Annotated in this window: 14 protein-coding genes, 1 pseudogene and 1 riboswitch; of the genes and pseudogenes, 7 read left to right on the top strand and 8 right to left on the bottom strand. The window is 70.1% G+C overall.

What is annotated here, in order from left to right; all coding sequences use genetic code 11:
• Positions 1-145: 145 nt before the first annotated feature.
• The gene (otsB, locus tag ACZ562_RS17040; protein ID WP_471179222.1) at positions 146-994 is read left to right on the top strand and encodes a trehalose-phosphatase; all 849 of its coding nucleotides are present in this window, start codon (positions 146-148) and stop codon (positions 992-994) included.
• Here the strand turns inward: otsB and ACZ562_RS17045 are convergent.
• A complete protein-coding gene (locus ACZ562_RS17045) occupies positions 982-2,400 on the bottom strand; it encodes an alpha,alpha-trehalose-phosphate synthase (UDP-forming) (RefSeq protein WP_471179225.1) in 1,419 nt (472 codons plus the stop codon). The genes otsB and ACZ562_RS17045 overlap by 13 nt on opposite strands.
• A 90-nt stretch (positions 2,401-2,490) precedes the next feature.
• On the bottom strand, positions 2,491-3,435 hold the full coding sequence (locus tag ACZ562_RS17050; RefSeq protein ID WP_471179227.1) for a glucosyl-3-phosphoglycerate synthase: 945 nt from the start codon (positions 3,433-3,435) through the stop codon (positions 2,491-2,493).
• A gap of 162 nt (positions 3,436-3,597) precedes the next feature.
• A riboswitch (SAM riboswitch) is annotated at positions 3,598-3,752 on the top strand.
• 18 nt (positions 3,753-3,770) lie between these two features.
• Here ACZ562_RS17050 and thrC point away from each other — a divergent pair.
• The 5 genes from thrC to ACZ562_RS17075 all read left to right on the top strand — a co-directional run bounded on the left by thrC (position 3,771) and on the right by ACZ562_RS17075 (position 9,252).
• Positions 3,771-5,054, top strand: a complete 1,284-nt coding sequence (gene thrC / locus ACZ562_RS17055) for a threonine synthase (RefSeq protein WP_471179229.1) — start codon at positions 3,771-3,773, stop codon at positions 5,052-5,054.
• Positions 5,051-5,326, top strand: a complete 276-nt coding sequence (locus tag ACZ562_RS17060; protein WP_128381122.1) for a MoaD/ThiS family protein — start codon at positions 5,051-5,053, stop codon at positions 5,324-5,326. The genes thrC and ACZ562_RS17060 overlap by 4 nt, the downstream gene beginning before the upstream one ends.
• Positions 5,327-5,767: 441 nt before the next feature.
• Positions 5,768-5,974 (top strand): cold-shock protein, encoded by a 207-nt coding sequence (locus tag ACZ562_RS17065; RefSeq protein ID WP_007493268.1) that lies wholly within the window; start codon positions 5,768-5,770, stop codon positions 5,972-5,974.
• 323 nt (positions 5,975-6,297) lie between these two features.
• Positions 6,298-7,920 (top strand): chaperonin GroEL, encoded by a 1,623-nt coding sequence (gene groL / locus ACZ562_RS17070; protein WP_471179233.1) that lies wholly within the window; start codon positions 6,298-6,300, stop codon positions 7,918-7,920.
• A gap of 198 nt (positions 7,921-8,118) precedes the next feature.
• Positions 8,119-9,252, top strand: a complete 1,134-nt coding sequence (locus tag ACZ562_RS17075) for an NADH:flavin oxidoreductase (protein WP_471179236.1) — start codon at positions 8,119-8,121, stop codon at positions 9,250-9,252.
• A gap of 103 nt (positions 9,253-9,355) precedes the next feature.
• On the opposite strand, the gene ACZ562_RS17080 is transcribed toward ACZ562_RS17075, so the two are convergent.
• The 4 genes and pseudogenes from ACZ562_RS17080 to ACZ562_RS17095 form a co-directional block, all read right to left on the bottom strand.
• Positions 9,356-9,925 carry a hypothetical protein gene (locus tag ACZ562_RS17080; RefSeq protein ID WP_471179238.1) on the bottom strand — a complete coding sequence of 190 codons (570 nt, stop codon included), beginning with the start codon at positions 9,923-9,925 and terminating at the stop codon, positions 9,356-9,358.
• A 52-nt stretch (positions 9,926-9,977) separates the two neighbouring features.
• Positions 9,978-10,253: pseudogene (locus tag ACZ562_RS17085) on the bottom strand (Uma2 family endonuclease); the annotation flags it as partial.
• A 445-nt stretch (positions 10,254-10,698) separates the two neighbouring features.
• Positions 10,699-10,965, bottom strand: a complete 267-nt coding sequence (locus ACZ562_RS17090) for a DUF397 domain-containing protein (RefSeq protein ID WP_471179240.1) — start codon at positions 10,963-10,965, stop codon at positions 10,699-10,701.
• Positions 10,949-11,788 carry a helix-turn-helix domain-containing protein gene (locus ACZ562_RS17095; protein ID WP_471179243.1) on the bottom strand — a complete coding sequence of 280 codons (840 nt, stop codon included), beginning with the start codon at positions 11,786-11,788 and terminating at the stop codon, positions 10,949-10,951. Before ACZ562_RS17095 ends, ACZ562_RS17090 begins: the two co-directional genes overlap by 17 nt.
• Positions 11,789-11,896: 108 nt before the next feature.
• Between ACZ562_RS17095 and ACZ562_RS17100 the strand changes: the two genes are divergently transcribed.
• Positions 11,897-12,289: a hypothetical protein gene (locus tag ACZ562_RS17100; protein ID WP_471179245.1), complete on the top strand. Its 393-nt coding sequence runs from the start codon at positions 11,897-11,899 to the stop codon at positions 12,287-12,289.
• Here ACZ562_RS17100 and ACZ562_RS17105 read toward each other — a convergent pair.
• Both ACZ562_RS17105 and murQ read right to left on the bottom strand, forming a co-directional pair.
• On the bottom strand, positions 12,261-13,673 hold the full coding sequence (locus tag ACZ562_RS17105) for a PTS transporter subunit EIIC (protein WP_471179248.1): 1,413 nt from the start codon (positions 13,671-13,673) through the stop codon (positions 12,261-12,263). The two genes, ACZ562_RS17100 and ACZ562_RS17105, sit on opposite strands and share 29 nt — an antisense overlap.
• A 16-nt stretch (positions 13,674-13,689) precedes the next feature.
• On the bottom strand, positions 13,690-14,625 hold the full coding sequence (gene murQ / locus ACZ562_RS17110; RefSeq protein ID WP_471179251.1) for an N-acetylmuramic acid 6-phosphate etherase: 936 nt from the start codon (positions 14,623-14,625) through the stop codon (positions 13,690-13,692).
• Positions 14,626-14,634 lie beyond the last annotated feature (9 nt).

Genomic DNA, 14,634 nt, shown 5'->3' on the forward strand with positions numbered 1-14,634 from the left:
CGTCGCAGGGTGGGACTGCCGCCCCGGACCCCGGCTTTCGGCCTGAACCGTCTCGTCCTCGAACTCCACCACTCTCGGCTTCGCGCGAGCGGGGGACCCCCACGACGGGCTGGGATGTCGCCTCCCTCGTGGATAGGGTCCCCCTATGGGCAGCCACACGGACTCCACCGACCCGCACCCCACGACACAGCCCGGCCGCGACGGCCTCGCCGCCCTGCTGGCGCAGCCGGACCGCGCGGTCGTCGCCCTCGACTTCGACGGCACTCTCGCCCCCATCGTCCCCGACCCCGAGCAGGCCCGCGCCCACCCCGACGCCGTGCCCGCGCTCGCCGCGCTCGCGCCGAAGGTCGCCTCCGTGGCCGTGATCACCGGCCGCCCGGCCGCCGTCGCCGTCGAGCACGGAGGCTTCGCCGGCGTCCCCGGTCTGGAGCACCTCGTCGTCCTCGGCCACTACGGCGCCGAACGCTGGGACGCCGTCACGGGTACCGTCACCGCCCCCGCACCGCACCCCGGCGTCGCCGCCGTCCGCGCCGAGCTGCCGGGGCTCCTGGACGGGACCGGCGCCGGGCAGGGCACGTGGATCGAGGAGAAGGGCCGGGCCGTGGCCGTGCACACCCGCCGCGCCGCCGACCCCGAGGCCGCCTTCGAGGCCCTGCGCGAGCCCCTCACCGACCTGGCCGCCCGCCACGGCCTCATCGTCGAACCCGGCCGCATGGTCCTCGAACTCCGCCCGCCCGGCATGGACAAGGGCGTGGCCCTGCTCAAGCACGTCCGTGAGACCGACGCGGCCTCGGTCCTCTACGCCGGCGACGACCTCGGTGACCTGCCCGCCTTCGCCGCCGTCGACACGCTCCGCTCCGACGGCACCCCCGGCGTCCTGGTGTGCAGCGGCAGCGACGAGGTGACCGAGCTCAGGGAGCGGTCGGACCTGGTGGTCGACGGCCCGGAGGAGGTCGTACGGCTGCTGGCGCGACTGGCGGCTCAGCTGGGCTGATCGCCGAGCGCGTGCAGCTGCTCCAGGAACCACTGCGCCGGAGGCAGCGCGGTGGCCGCCGCGGCGAGCCGCTTCGCGCGCTCGGCCCGCTCACCTTCCGGCATGGTCAGCGCGCTGTGCAGCGCCCGTGCGGTCTCCATCACGTCGTACGGGTTGACGACGATCGCGTCCTCCCGCAGCTCCTCGTACGCCCCCGCCTCCCGTGACAGGACCAGCGCGCACCCCTCTTCGGAGACGACCGGTACCTCTTTCGCCACCAGGTTCATGCCGTCCCGGATCGGGTTCACCAGGGCCACGTCCGCCAGCCGGTAGGCACCCAGCGACCGCGCGAAGTCGTCCTGCACATGGAGGACGACGGGAGTCCAGCCCGGTGTGCCGTACCGGGAGTTGATCTCCTCGGCCACCCGCTGCACCTCGGCCGTGTAGTCCCGGTAGACGGCGAGGTCCTGCCGGGAGGGGTAGGCGAAGGCGAGGTGCACCACGCGTTCGCGCCACTCGGGGTGGTCGTCGAGGAGCTGCCGGTACGCCAGCAGCCCGCGCACGATGTTCTTCGACAGCTCGGTCCGGTCCACCCGCACGACGGTCCTGCGGGGACGCCCGTCCGGCCCCGCGCCGATCTCGGCCCGCAGCGCCTTCATCCGTTCCCCGACGTCGGCCTCGTGCGCCCGCTGCCGCAGGAAGTCGGCGTCCGCCCCCAGCCCGTGCACGCCGACCCGGGTCTCGCCGAGCCCTCCGGCGAACTCCGTGGCGCAGGCGGTGAACGCGTCCGCCCAGCGGTGGGTGAGGAAGCCGAGCCGGTCGGCGCCCAGCATCCCGCGCAGCACCTGTCCGGCGACGTCGTCGGGCAGCATCCGGAAGTACTCCGGCGGGGCCCACGGCGTATGGGAGAAGTGGCCGATCCGGAGGTCGGGGCGCAGCTCGCGCAGCATCCCCGGCACCAGGGTGAGGTGGTAGTCCTGGACGACCACCGCCGCCCCTTCGGCCGCCTCCTCGGCCAGCGCCTCGGCGAACGCGCGGTTGTACGCCTCGTACGACGCCCACTGCCGCCGGAACTCCGCGTCGAAGACCGGCTGCAGCGGCGTCTGGTACAGCATGTGGTGGACGAACCACAGCACGGAGTTGGCGATGCCGTTGTACGCGTCGGAGTGCACGTCGGCCGGGATGTCCAGCATCCTCACCCCTGCCTCACCGACCCCGCGCCGTACCGCCTCGCGGTCGCCGTCACCGAGAGCGGAGCACACCCACAGCGCGCCCGCGTCCGGCCCGATCGCCGAGAGGCCGGAGACCAGCCCGCCGCCGCCGCGCTTGGCGTGCAGCGAGCCGTCCTCCCGCACCTCGTACGACACCGGGCCGCGGTTGGACGCGACGAGAACCGGGGCACCCTGAGCAGCCTGCGTAGAAGCCATACGCCTCAACCTAGCCCGGCCCGGAAACGCTCAAACGTACGGTCGGTCCCGCGGCCGTATACGGCCCGCCATATGCCGAAACCCGCACGGTCAGGCTACTCTTCGCGCCGCGTACTCCGCGATCTCCACCATCGGCGGACGCTCCTCGGTGTCCACGGAGTAGGTGCGCGGCTCGAAGCCGTCCTCACCCCGTTCGAACTGGGTCAGGGAGGGGCGGATGAGATGGCCGCGGGCCAGCCGGAGCTGGGCCGTGCGGTAGATCGCCGCGGCCATCCGGCCCAGCGCCTGGCCGTCCTGGTGGCGGTGCTTGCGCACGCCGACGTCGACCTGCGCCAGGGCGTCGAGCCCGACCAGGTGCAGGGCGTCCACCAGCATGCCCAGCTCCACCCCGTATCCGACCGGGAAGGGGAGCTGTTCCAGGAGCGAGCGGCGGGCCGCGTACTCGCCGCCGAGCGGCTGCACGAAGCCGGCCAGCTGCGGCCAGTGCATGTTCAGCAGCGGGCGGGCCATCAGTTCCGTGACCCGGCCGCCCTGGCCCGCCGCGCCGCCGAGCGGGCGGTCGTACATCGCCTTGACGAGGTCGACACCGGGGTCGGTGAGCAGCGGGCCCACGATCCCCGAGACGAAGTCGGAGGAGAAATCCTTCAGGTCCGCGTCGATGAAGCAGACGATGTCCCCGCTGGTGACCAGGAGCGAGCGCCACAGCACCTCGCCCTTGCCGGGGACGGGCGGGATGTGCGGCAGGATCTCGTCGCGGTGGACGACCCGGGCGCCCGCCGCGGCGGCCACCTCGGAGGTGTGGTCGGTCGACCCCGAGTCGACGACGACCAGCTCGTCGACCAGGGGGACCTGATGCATCAGGTCGTGGCGGATCACGGCGACTATGTCACCGACCGTCTCCTCCTCGTTGAGTGCGGGCAGCACGACGGAGACCGACTGGCCCGTACGCTGCTTGGCAGCGAGAATCTTGTGAAGCGGGCGATCGGTCAGGGACCAGGAGCGGGTGCTCAGCCAGCGCTCGACTTCTTCCAGCACAGTGCGCGGCTCCTCTGCGTTCTCTCGGCGAGCATGTGATCAGCGTGTGATCCGTCTCGCGGTTCGGACGACTATCTCAACTGTCCTGGCCTTCGGTTACAGTCTTGAACAACGCTGATGACCATCGCATGTCGGTGGCCGCCCGCGCCTACAACCGAATACCGCTCATCCAGAGGGGCAGAGGGATACGGCCCGATGAAGCCCCGGCAACCCTCCAGCCGGTCTCGTAGATCAGTGTTGATCGTTCCGCGAGGCTCCCGGCTAGGGAAGGTGCCAAATCCGTCTCACGGCGAGATGCGTCGTGAGGAAGATGAGGAGAAAGGGCCTCGCCTCACATGGCTGTGCAGACTGTTGCAAGCACCACCGACTCCGTCGATCTCGGTTCCGCCGCGGCGCTCTCCTGCCGCGAGTGCGGTCACCGGGTACCCCTCGGACCGGTCTTCGCGTGCGAGGAGTGTTTCGGCCCGCTCGAGATCGCGTACGACTTCTCCGCCTACGACACGGAGGAGCTCCGCAAGCAGATCGAGGCGGGACCCGCGAACATCTGGCGCTACGCGCCGCTGCTGCCCGTCCCCGCGGACGTGGCCGACAAGCCCAACATCAACCCCGGCTGGACCCAGCTCGTCAAGGCCGACAACCTCGCGCGCGAACTCGGCGTGACCGGCGGGCTGTACGTGAAGGACGACTCCGGCAACCCGACGCACTCCTTCAAGGACCGGGTCGTCGCCCAGGCCCTGGAAGCCGCCCGCGCCTTCGGCTTCACCACGCTCTCCTGCTCCTCGACGGGCAACCTCGCCGGTGCCGTGGGTGCCGCGGCCGCCCGTGCCGGCTTCCGCTCCTGCGTGTTCATCCCGCACGACCTGGAGCAGGGCAAGGTCGTCATGGCCGCGGTGTACGGCGGCGAGCTCGTCGGCATCGACGGCAACTACGACGACGTGAACCGCTTCTGCTCCGAGCTGATCGGCGACCCGGCCGGCGAGGGCTGGGGCTTCGTCAACGTCAACCTGCGGCCGTACTACGCCGAGGGTTCCAAGACCCTGGCGTACGAGATCTGCGAGCAGCTCGGCTGGCGGCTCCCGGACCAGCTCGTCGTGCCGATCGCCTCCGGCTCCCAGCTCACGAAGATCGACAAGGGGCTGCAGGAGCTGATCAAGCTCGGGCTCGTCGAGGACAAGCCGTACAAGATCTTCGGTGCGCAGGCCGAGGGCTGCTCCCCGGTGTCCGTCGCCTACAAGGCGGGCCAGGACGTCGTGCGGCCGCAGAAGCCGAACACCATCGCCAAGTCACTGGCCATCGGCAACCCGGCCGACGGGCCGTACGTCCTCGACATCGCGCGCCGCACGGGCGGGGCGGTGGAGGACGTGACCGACGAGCAGATCGTCGACGCGATCAAGCTGCTCGCCCGGACCGAGGGCATCTTCGCCGAGACGGCGGGTGGCGTGACCGTGGGTGTCACGAAGAAGCTGATCGAGAGCGGCGTGCTCGACCCGACCCTGACGACGGTCGTCCTGAACACCGGAGACGGCCTCAAGACGTTGGACGCGGTGGCAGGCACCGGCCTGACCGCGACCATCCGCCCGAACCTGGACTCCTTCCGAGAGGCTGGCCTCGCATCATGAGCGTCAACGTCCGCATCCCCACCATCCTGCGCACCTACACCGGTGGCCAGGCAGAGGTGACCGCCGAGGGAGCCACCCTCGCCGAGGTCATCGCCGACCTGGAGAAGAACCACACCGGTATCGCCGCCCGGGTCCTGGACGACCAGGGCAAGCTGCGCCGCTTCGTCAATGTGTACGTGAACGACGACGACGTGCGGTTCGAGCAGGGTCTGGAGACGGCGACTCCGGACGGTGCGGGCGTGTCCATCATTCCGGCCGTCGCCGGAGGCTGACCGAGGCCGATTATTACCCTCGGTAATGCCGATTACCAAGAGTTCATGCGATTGCCCCCTCCGTGAGAGAAGCGGAGGGGGCAATTCTGTATGGTTGAGCACGGTACAGTTGGGGAACGCACCGTCTCCGGCATGCCGGACGCATATGAGTTCCGGCTCCGCGTGCGGCGAGAAGTAGCCAAACTGTGTGCGTCTTTTGCGCCATTCGCGCCTTTTATGGGGCCCGACTTGCCCTGAATTCAGGTAAATTCTCCGTACATTCCCGACCGGTCATGCCTGGATTTCTCGTCCGATTGACCTGTTGCACACGGCAGTTGGACAGATACATTCAGCCGCGGTCGACGCGTTCCGGCGCACGCCCCCGACCAAATGGGGGGTGAGGTATGACCCGGATCCGCGAAGTGTGGATCTGTGCAAGGGCCAGTAATAGGGGAGTTAGGCATGGCTCAGGGCACCGTCAAGTGGTTCAACGCGGAGAAGGGGTACGGCTTCATCGCGGTCGACGGTGGTGCGGATGTTTTCGTCCACTACAGTGCGATTCAGATGGACGGCTACCGCACCCTGGAAGAGGGCCAGCGGGTCGATTTCGAGATCTCGCAGGGCCAGAAGGGGCCGCAGGCGGACATGGTTCGTCTGGCGACCGGCTGAAGCACGCGCCGGGTTACTGCAGCGACGTTCTTCTGTTTCTTCGAAGGGCTCGCACCTCCTGGGGTGCGAGCCCTTCGGCATGCCCGGAACCGGCCCGGGCCCCTCGCGCGGCCCGGGGCCCGACCTACGAGAGGCGCTTGCACTCGGCATGGGCGAGTGCTAATCATTGGCGTTAGCACTCTGAAGGTGAGAGTGACAACGAGGACCGGGTCGGTGAGGCCCGCAGGCCATGTGGGGCAAGGAACCACAGGCCGGCGAGCCGTCCGTCGCGGGCGCCAGCGCGGTCCGGAGCAATCCACCCCAGTCCGGGAGGACCACTTCACATGGCCAAGATCATCGCGTTCGACGAGGAGGCGCGGCGCGGCCTCGAGCGCGGCATGAACCAGCTCGCGGACGCCGTCAAGGTGACGCTCGGCCCCAAGGGCCGCAACGTCGTCCTCGAGAAGAAGTGGGGCGCCCCCACGATCACCAACGATGGTGTCTCCATCGCCAAGGAGATCGAGCTCGAGGACCCGTACGAGAAGATCGGCGCCGAGCTGGTCAAGGAAGTCGCCAAGAAGACGGACGACGTCGCCGGTGACGGTACGACCACGGCCACCGTCCTCGCCCAGGCTCTCGTCCGCGAGGGTCTGCGCAACGTAGCCGCCGGCGCCAACCCGATGGCCCTCAAGCGCGGTATCGAGAAGGCCGTCGAGGCCGTCTCCGGTGCCCTGCTCGAGCAGGCGAAGGATGTCGAGACCAAGGAGCAGATCGCCTCCACGGCCTCCATCTCCGCCGCCGACACCCAGATCGGCGAGCTCATCGCCGAGGCCATGGACAAGGTCGGCAAGGAAGGCGTCATCACCGTCGAGGAGTCCCAGACCTTCGGTCTGGAGCTGGAGCTCACCGAGGGTATGCGCTTCGACAAGGGCTACATCTCGGCGTACTTCGCCACCGACATGGAGCGTATGGAGGCCGTCCTCGACGACCCGTACATCCTGATCGCCAACTCCAAGATCTCCTCGGTCAAGGACCTGCTCCCGCTCCTGGAGAAGGTCATGCAGTCGGGCAAGCCGCTGCTGATCATCGCCGAGGACGTCGAGGGCGAGGCCCTGTCGACCCTGGTCGTCAACAAGATCCGCGGCACCTTCAAGTCCGTCGCCGTCAAGGCCCCGGGCTTCGGCGACCGCCGCAAGGCGATGCTGAACGACATCGCCATCCTCACGGGCGGCGAGGTCATCTCCGAGGAGGTCGGTCTCAAGCTGGAGAACACCTCCGTCGACCTGCTGGGCCGCGCCCGCAAGGTGGTCATCACCAAGGACGAGACCACCATCGTCGACGGTGCCGGCTCCACGGAGCAGGTGCAGGGCCGGGTCAACCAGATCCGCGCCGAGATCGAGAACAGCGACTCCGACTACGACCGCGAGAAGCTGCAGGAGCGCCTGGCGAAGCTCGCCGGCGGTGTCGCGGTCATCAAGGCCGGTGCCGCCACCGAGGTGGAGCTCAAGGAGCGCAAGCACCGCATCGAGGACGCCGTGCGCAACGCCAAGGCGGCCGTCGAGGAGGGCATCGTCGCCGGTGGTGGCGTGGCGCTCATCCAGGCGTCCACCGTCTTCGAGAAGCTGGACCTGGAGGGTGACGAGGCGACCGGCGCCGCCGCCGTCAAGCTCGCCCTTGAGGCCCCGCTGAAGCAGATCGCCGTCAACGCCGGCCTTGAGGGCGGTGTCGTGGTGGAGAAGGTGCGCAACCTGACCCCGGGCCACGGCCTGAACGCCGCGACCGGCGAGTACGTCGACCTGGTCAAGGAAGGCATCATCGACCCGGCGAAGGTGACCCGTTCTGCCCTGCAGAACGCCGCCTCCATCGCCGCGCTCTTCCTCACCACCGAGGCCGTCATCGCCGACAAGCCGGAGAAGGCCGCGGCCCCGGCCGGCGGCGGCATGCCGGGCGGTGACATGGACTTCTGATCCTTCCGAGGATCGGTTTTCCCCCCGAGGGCGGCACTCCCTGGACACAGGGGGTGCCGCCCTCGGGCGTGTCCGGGATCACACCCCGGCGCGGCGGGGGGCGGAATGTGGGCCCCGTGCAGGGTGTTACTTAAGTAGGTGTAACAATGCGCGCACACATACCACCTGGTTAACAGAGCCACTTCCGAGGAGCCCCGCGTGACCGTCACAGAGTCCCCCGCCCCCGCCTCCCGTGCGGCCCAGATCCTGTCCCGGCCGACCACGATCAACGGCCTCACCGTCCCCAACCGCATCGTGATGGCGCCGATGACGCGCCAGTTCTCCCCGGGCGGCGTCCCGGGCGCGGACGTGGCGTCGTACTACTCCCGCCGCGCCGCCGCGGGCGTCGGCCTGATCGTCACCGAGGGAACGTACGTCGGCCACGAGTCGGCCGGCCAGAGCAACCGCGTCCCTCGTTTCCACGGCGAGGAGCAGCTGGCGGGCTGGGCGAAGGTCGCCGAGGCGGTGCACGCGGCGGGCGGGACGATCGTGCCGCAGCTGTGGCACATCGGCATGGTGCGCAAGCAGGGCGAGCCGCCGGTCGCGGACGCCCCCGCCGTCGGCCCGTCCGGCATCGCCACGGAGGGCGCCGAGCCCACCGGCAAGGCCATGACCCAGGCAGACCTCGACGACGTGATCGGCGCCTTCGCCGCGGCCGCGGCCGACGCCGAGCGCATCGGCTTCGACGGCGTCGAACTGCACGGCGCCCACGGCTACCTGCTCGACCAGTTCCTGTGGGCGGGCACCAACCGCCGTGGCGACGCGTACGGCGGAGACCCGGTGGCCCGTACGAAGTTCGCGGCGGAGATCGTGGCGGCCGTCCGCAAGGCGGTCTCCCCGGCCTTCCCGGTCCTCTTCCGCTACTCCCAGTGGAAGCAGCAGGCGTACGACGCCCGCCTCGCCGAGACCCCGGAGGAGCTGGAGGCGATCCTGACGCCGCTGGCCGAGGCCGGAGTGGACGCCTTCCACGCCTCCACGCGCCGCTACTGGGTGCCCGAGTTCGACGGCTCCGACCTCAACCTCGCCGGCTGGACGAAGAAGATCACCGGTCGGCCCGCCATCACGGTCGGCTCCGTCGGCCTGGACGGTGAGTTCCTCAAGGCCTTCCAGGGCGAGGGTTCCTCGGTCAAGGGCATCGACGACCTCCTCGACCGTCTGGAGGCGGAGGAGTTCGACCTGGTCGCCGTGGGCCGCGCCCTGCTGCAGGACCCGGAGTGGGCGGCGAAGGTCCTGGACGGCCGCGTCGGCGAACTGGCGGCGTACGAGGCAGGGGCGCTGAAGACGCTGAGCTGAGTCGCGGCCACGGAGGCGGGTCAGCGGGGGCGGCGTCAGGGAGGTGGGGGTTCTTCATCTCTCTCAGCAAGGACTGACGCGGCACCAGGCCCTGTCGTCAGACCTAGAGGTTGCCGAGTGGCTCGATGTCGACGCGTACCGGTGTGCCCCAGATCCGCAGGACCTCGTAGTCGGTGAACTCGTGGACGAGCCGGTAGGCCATGGCGGGACGCGGGCCGCGACGCTGTGCGGCGAGGTACAGCTCGGCCTCGTGCCGGTCGCGGCGCGGGGTGCCGCACAGCTGCCATGCCTGTCCGTTCCACTGCTCGGGCAGCCAGCGCTGCTGCGGCTGGGGCCGGTCCTCGCGGACGCCGTAGCGGGAGGGGGCGGGGTCGGCGGGCCGGGCGTGCGCGGCGGGACCGTTGATCTCGGCGCGGCGGGCGGCACGGCGCCGGGTCTCGCACAGCAGGCACAGGTCGGGGGCGTTCTCGTCGACGGGGCCGCCCGGGTGCTCGGGGCAGCGGGTGGAGGGGGCGGCCGTGGTGACGCTCTCCTCCAGCAGATCCAGGGCACGCCGCAGATCGGCCTTGACCTCGTGCAGCCGGGCGTCCGGGGTGTCACCGGTCAGTGCCTCCCCGTGCTCGCCGAGGAGCCGCAGGGCGCGGCCGAGGGCGGTGAGCTGGGCGTGGTTCATGGGAGTGCGGCTCCGATCGATCGGCTCAGTCGGCGAACTCCTTCAGCTCCTCGCCCGCGGCAGCGTAGCCGACGGGTTTGTCGACACGGTCTCGGCGGTCGGTATCGCGGTCGTGGGAGGTGATCTCCACGGTCATAAGGATGCCGTCGGAGTCGGACCACTCGCCATGCCCCTTGAAGTGGCCGCGCCGGGCGAGGGCCCCGTCCGTGCGACGGCCCTGGCGGTAGGCCTCTGCCTTGACACAGGACTCAGGATAGAGGCGGAGGTCGGGGCGGTGCTGCATGCACCGCTCCTGCAACCAGACGAAGATCTCGCGGTGATTGCTGTCCGTACGGCAGCGCCTTGGCCAGCGTCTTTACGGAGATGTCGGCGAGGCGGTCGATGTAGGCGGCGATGGCGGCTTCGCGGGGTGGGAGGTGGGCGAAGTCGTGGGGGAGTGACGGAGTTGGCCGGGGGCGGAGCGCTTGCCGTAACCCGGGTTGGCCATGGGGTGGGGGAAGGCGTGCGCGGACGGGAAGGCAGGACTAAGGTTGGCGTCAGCCACGGGATCATCGCCTCTGATCTCGGTGGTTAAGCCCCCGCAGGTGTTGCTAGCACCTGACGGGGGCTGTTCGTTATGCGGGATCGTGACTGTGCGTGGCAGGCCGAACGCGTCAAGTCAACACGCCGGGTGGGAGGGTGGGTTGGAGTCCTCCACCCGTTCCTTGAAAAGAGGGCTCGGAGCTGGGGGCTTGAGCTTCGAGGCGGTCCTCACGTGGCCGTGCGGGCCCGCGTCAGCGGGCCTTCACCGCTTCGACGAACGCGGACCAGGCCTCCGGCCGGAACACGAGCTTCGGGCCGTGGGGGGCCGCCTTGGAGTCGCGGACGGGGATGAGGGCGGGGTGGCCGTCGGCGACTTCCAGGCAGTTGCCGCCGCTGCCGCCGCTGTAGGTTGACTTGCGCCAGCGGGCGACTTCGAGGCAGTTGTCGCCGCTGCCGCCGCTGTAGCTGGACTTGTACCAAGTGGCCGCGTCCAGGTCGTACTCAGGGATGCTCCTCATGGGCATAATCCTGCGCTACCGCTTCGATCACGGCCAGAGACTTCTCCGGTGAGAGTGCCGAAGCCGTGAGGAGTTCGTAGTAGAGCCGGTAGCGCGTGACGATGGCGGAGTCGTCCTCCAGCCGACCGGTGTCGATGCCTTCGAGATACACGAGCGGAGGGGCATCGTCGAAGTCCATCAGCTTGACGCAACCCTGCATCCCCGGGTGGGCTCCTGCGTCGAACGGCAGGAGCTGCACAACGACGCGATTCCTACGGGCCAGGCCGACGATGTGAAGCAATGCCTCCGCCATCACCTCTCGCCCACCTGTCACTCGACGCAACGTTGCCTCGTCAATCACCACCCGCAACATCGGCTTTGTTGGATGGTCGAGGATGCGAGCCCGCTCCGTCCGACCCGCCACCAGCTCATCGATTGCCTCCCCCGTCGCCGTCGGCTGGTAGGCCCTGCACACTGCACGTGCGTACGCGGGCGTCTGCAGCAGCCCAGGGATCAGCATCGACGCGTACTCCCTGATCGCCGTAGCTCTCGCCTCCGCCTCCGCCGCCTCCGCAAAGTGATCCGGATACCTCGACCTGGCCGCCGCCCCGCAGTTCCGCCGGAAGAAATCCTCCGCCCCCAGCACCTCGTCCAGCATCCGGGCGTACTCAGGCTGCATCCGCCGCGTGCCCGCCTCCAGCTGGCCGATGAACGAGCCGCTCACGAAGAGCCGTTGCCCCAGCTCCTCCTGGCTCAGGCCCGCTTTTTCGCGGGCGTGGCGCAACTCCGCGCCCAGGAGCGCGCGTGGGGATGACGACGGGTCGAGGTCCTTCGGTCCGGCCATTTCGAGTCCCTGACATCGGAGGTTGTTGGGATGTCCCGTCTGGCCAGGTTAGGCGTGCTTCGGACACGCTGTGTCGCGAATGGCGAACTCAGCGTGGAGGTAGGAACGGTGCGGTCGACCGAAGAAGTGGTGCAGTCGTTGCGGGAGGCGCTCGGGGGCGTGGGTGTCGTGCTGCCGTCCCTTGCCGTCGATCCCGTGACCGGCGCGAGTGAGGAGCGGTTCCCTCTGGTCGACCTGGGGCGCTGCAACGTCCGTACGGCGGAGCGGCTGGCGTCCGTGCTGCGGGGCGAGGTGCCGGCGATCGGGTCGCATGTCGTGGACGTACGGGACGGGCGGATCGGTGAGGTCATGGGGCACCTGGGCGGCAGGGTGCAGTTGCGGCCCGTCGCCGGGGGCCGGGAGTGGGACTGTCCGCCTGAGTCGACGGGGCCCGCGCCGTCGGGCGAGGTGCTGCGGGCGCGGGTGCGGAGGGTCAACGAGGAAGGGCGGCTTCCCTGTTGACGGGAGGCAGATGAGATCGCGCGCCGCCGGTGAAGCCGAAGGCGTACGTCATCAGGAAGCCCACCAGGTAGCCCGTCAGCAGGCCGCCCGCGTACACCGCCGCCGTCACTCCCAGCCCCCTGTTCCCCGCCAGCAGCGGGAACAGGGCCCAGCCCGACGGGCCGATCGCCGTCGCCCCCACCTTGTCGCCGAGCATCGCGAAGAAGCCCACGAAGGCGCCGCCGGCCGCGCCGCCCGCGCAGGCGGTGAGGAAGGGGCGGCCGAGCGGGAGTGAGACGCCGTAGATCAGGGGTTCGCCCACGCCCAGCAGTCCGGCCGGGAGCGCCGATTTGATCGTCGTACGGAGAGAAGCGTCGTGGCGCAGGCGGACGTACACCGCCATCGCGGCGCCCACCTGGCCCGCGCCCGCCATGGCGAGGACGGGGAGCAGGACCGTGTAGCCCTGTTGTTCGATGAGGGTGGTGTGGATGGGGATCAGGGCCTGGTGCAGGCCCAGCATCACCAGGGGGAGGAAGAGGCCGCCGAGGACCAGGCCCGCGAACGCTCCCGTGGTAGTCAGCAGCCAGTTCGCCGCCGAGCCGATCGCCGACGAGACCTCGCCGGCCGCGTACATGAGGCCGTACAGCGTCACCAGGCCCGACACGAGGACCGTGAGCGTGGGGGTGAGGAGGACGTCCAGGGTCGCCGGAACCCAGGTGCGGCACCACTTCTCCACGTACGTGCCCAGCAGCGCGGCGGTCAGCGCGCCGAGCACTCCGCCCTGGCCGGGGGCGAGCGTCACCCCGAACGCCGTCACCTTCGCCACGCCCGGGTACACGACCACGGCGGCGACCGCACCGCCGAGCACCGGGGTCCCCCCGAACTCCTTGGCCGTGTTGTGGCCGACGAACACCGCGATCAGCGCCATGAAGGCGGAGGCGATGGAGGCGAGGGCCGGGGTCAGGCCGGGCAGCCGGCCGAGGTTGATCAGCAGGCCGTTGACTCCCGCCAGGACGCCGCAGCCGATCAGCGCCGGGATCAGCGGGACGAAGATGTTCGCGAGGCGGCGGAGCGCCCGCTTCAGCGGGGTCGCGTTGCGCTGCCGCTGCGCCTGCTTCAACGCGGCGCCGCGTGCGGCCAGTTCGTCCGCCCGCGAGCGCGCCACCAGCGCCTCGAACTCCGGCGTCACCTTCGCCACCACGCCCGGCCCCAGCACGATCTGGTACGTGTCGTCGTCGACGAGACCGAGCACGCCCGGCAGTGCCCGCAGCGCCTCCTCGCACACCAGCGAGCGGTCGGCCAGGTCCAGGCGGAGACGGGTCATGCAGTGGGCGACGGAGATGACGTTCGCGGGGCCGCCCACCAGGGGGAGGATCGCGGCGGCGGTGTCGTGGGAGGTGTGCACCCCCCGAGCGTGCTGGTCAGCGGCCCGTCGCCGCCAGCGCGGCACGCAGATGGCCGTCGGACTCCTCCAGAAGGCGGCCCGCCGTCGGGCCGTCGACGCCCGCGAGGATCGTCAGGATCGCGTTCTTCACCTCGCCGTCCGTCGCCGCGAGCGCCCGTTCGATCTCCTCGTCCTTTGCGCCGGTGGCGAGCGCGACGATGCGGCGGGAGCGTGCGCGCAGCTTCTCGTTGGAGGCGCGTACGTCGACCATCAGGTTCCCGTACGTCTTGCCCAGCCGGATCATCGTGATCGTCGAGAGCATGTTGAGCACCAGCTTCTGTGCCGTGCCCGCCTTCAGACGGGTGGAGCCGGTGAGGAGTTCGGGTCCCACGACGATCTCGATGCCGTGCTCGGCGGCCGCGGCGAGGGCGCTGTCCGCGTTGCAGGCCAGGCCGATGGTCAGCGCCCCGCGCGTTCGGGCGTGCTCGACCGCGCCGACGGCGTACGGAGTGCGGCCGGAAGCCGAGATCCCGACCACCGTGTCGGCGGCGGTCAGAGCGAGCGCGTCGAGGTCGGCCCGTGCCAGCTCCGCGGAGTCCTCCGCCCCTTCGACAGAGGTGACCATGGCCCCCGGGCCGCCCGCGATGAGCCCCATGACCTGGGAGGGGTCCGTGTCGAAGGTGGGCGGGCACTCGGAGGCGTCCAGCACGCCCAGCCGGCCGGCCGTGCCGGCACCGGCGTACACCAGCCGCCCGCCCCGTCCCATCCGCTCGGCCACGGCGTCGATCGCCGCGGCGATCTGGGGAAGACTCGCCGCGACCGCCGCGGGGACGGTGGCGTCCTCACTGTTCATCAGCCGCGCGATGTCGAGGGTGGGCAACCGGTCGATACCGGCGAGCTCGGGCCGGAAGGCCTCGGTGGTCAGGGATTCCAACTCGGCGCGGAGATCACGGGGGTTGGAGGCGGAAGTCATGAGGGAGCG

This window comes from Streptomyces sp. NPDC040410, from assembly GCF_055595715.1.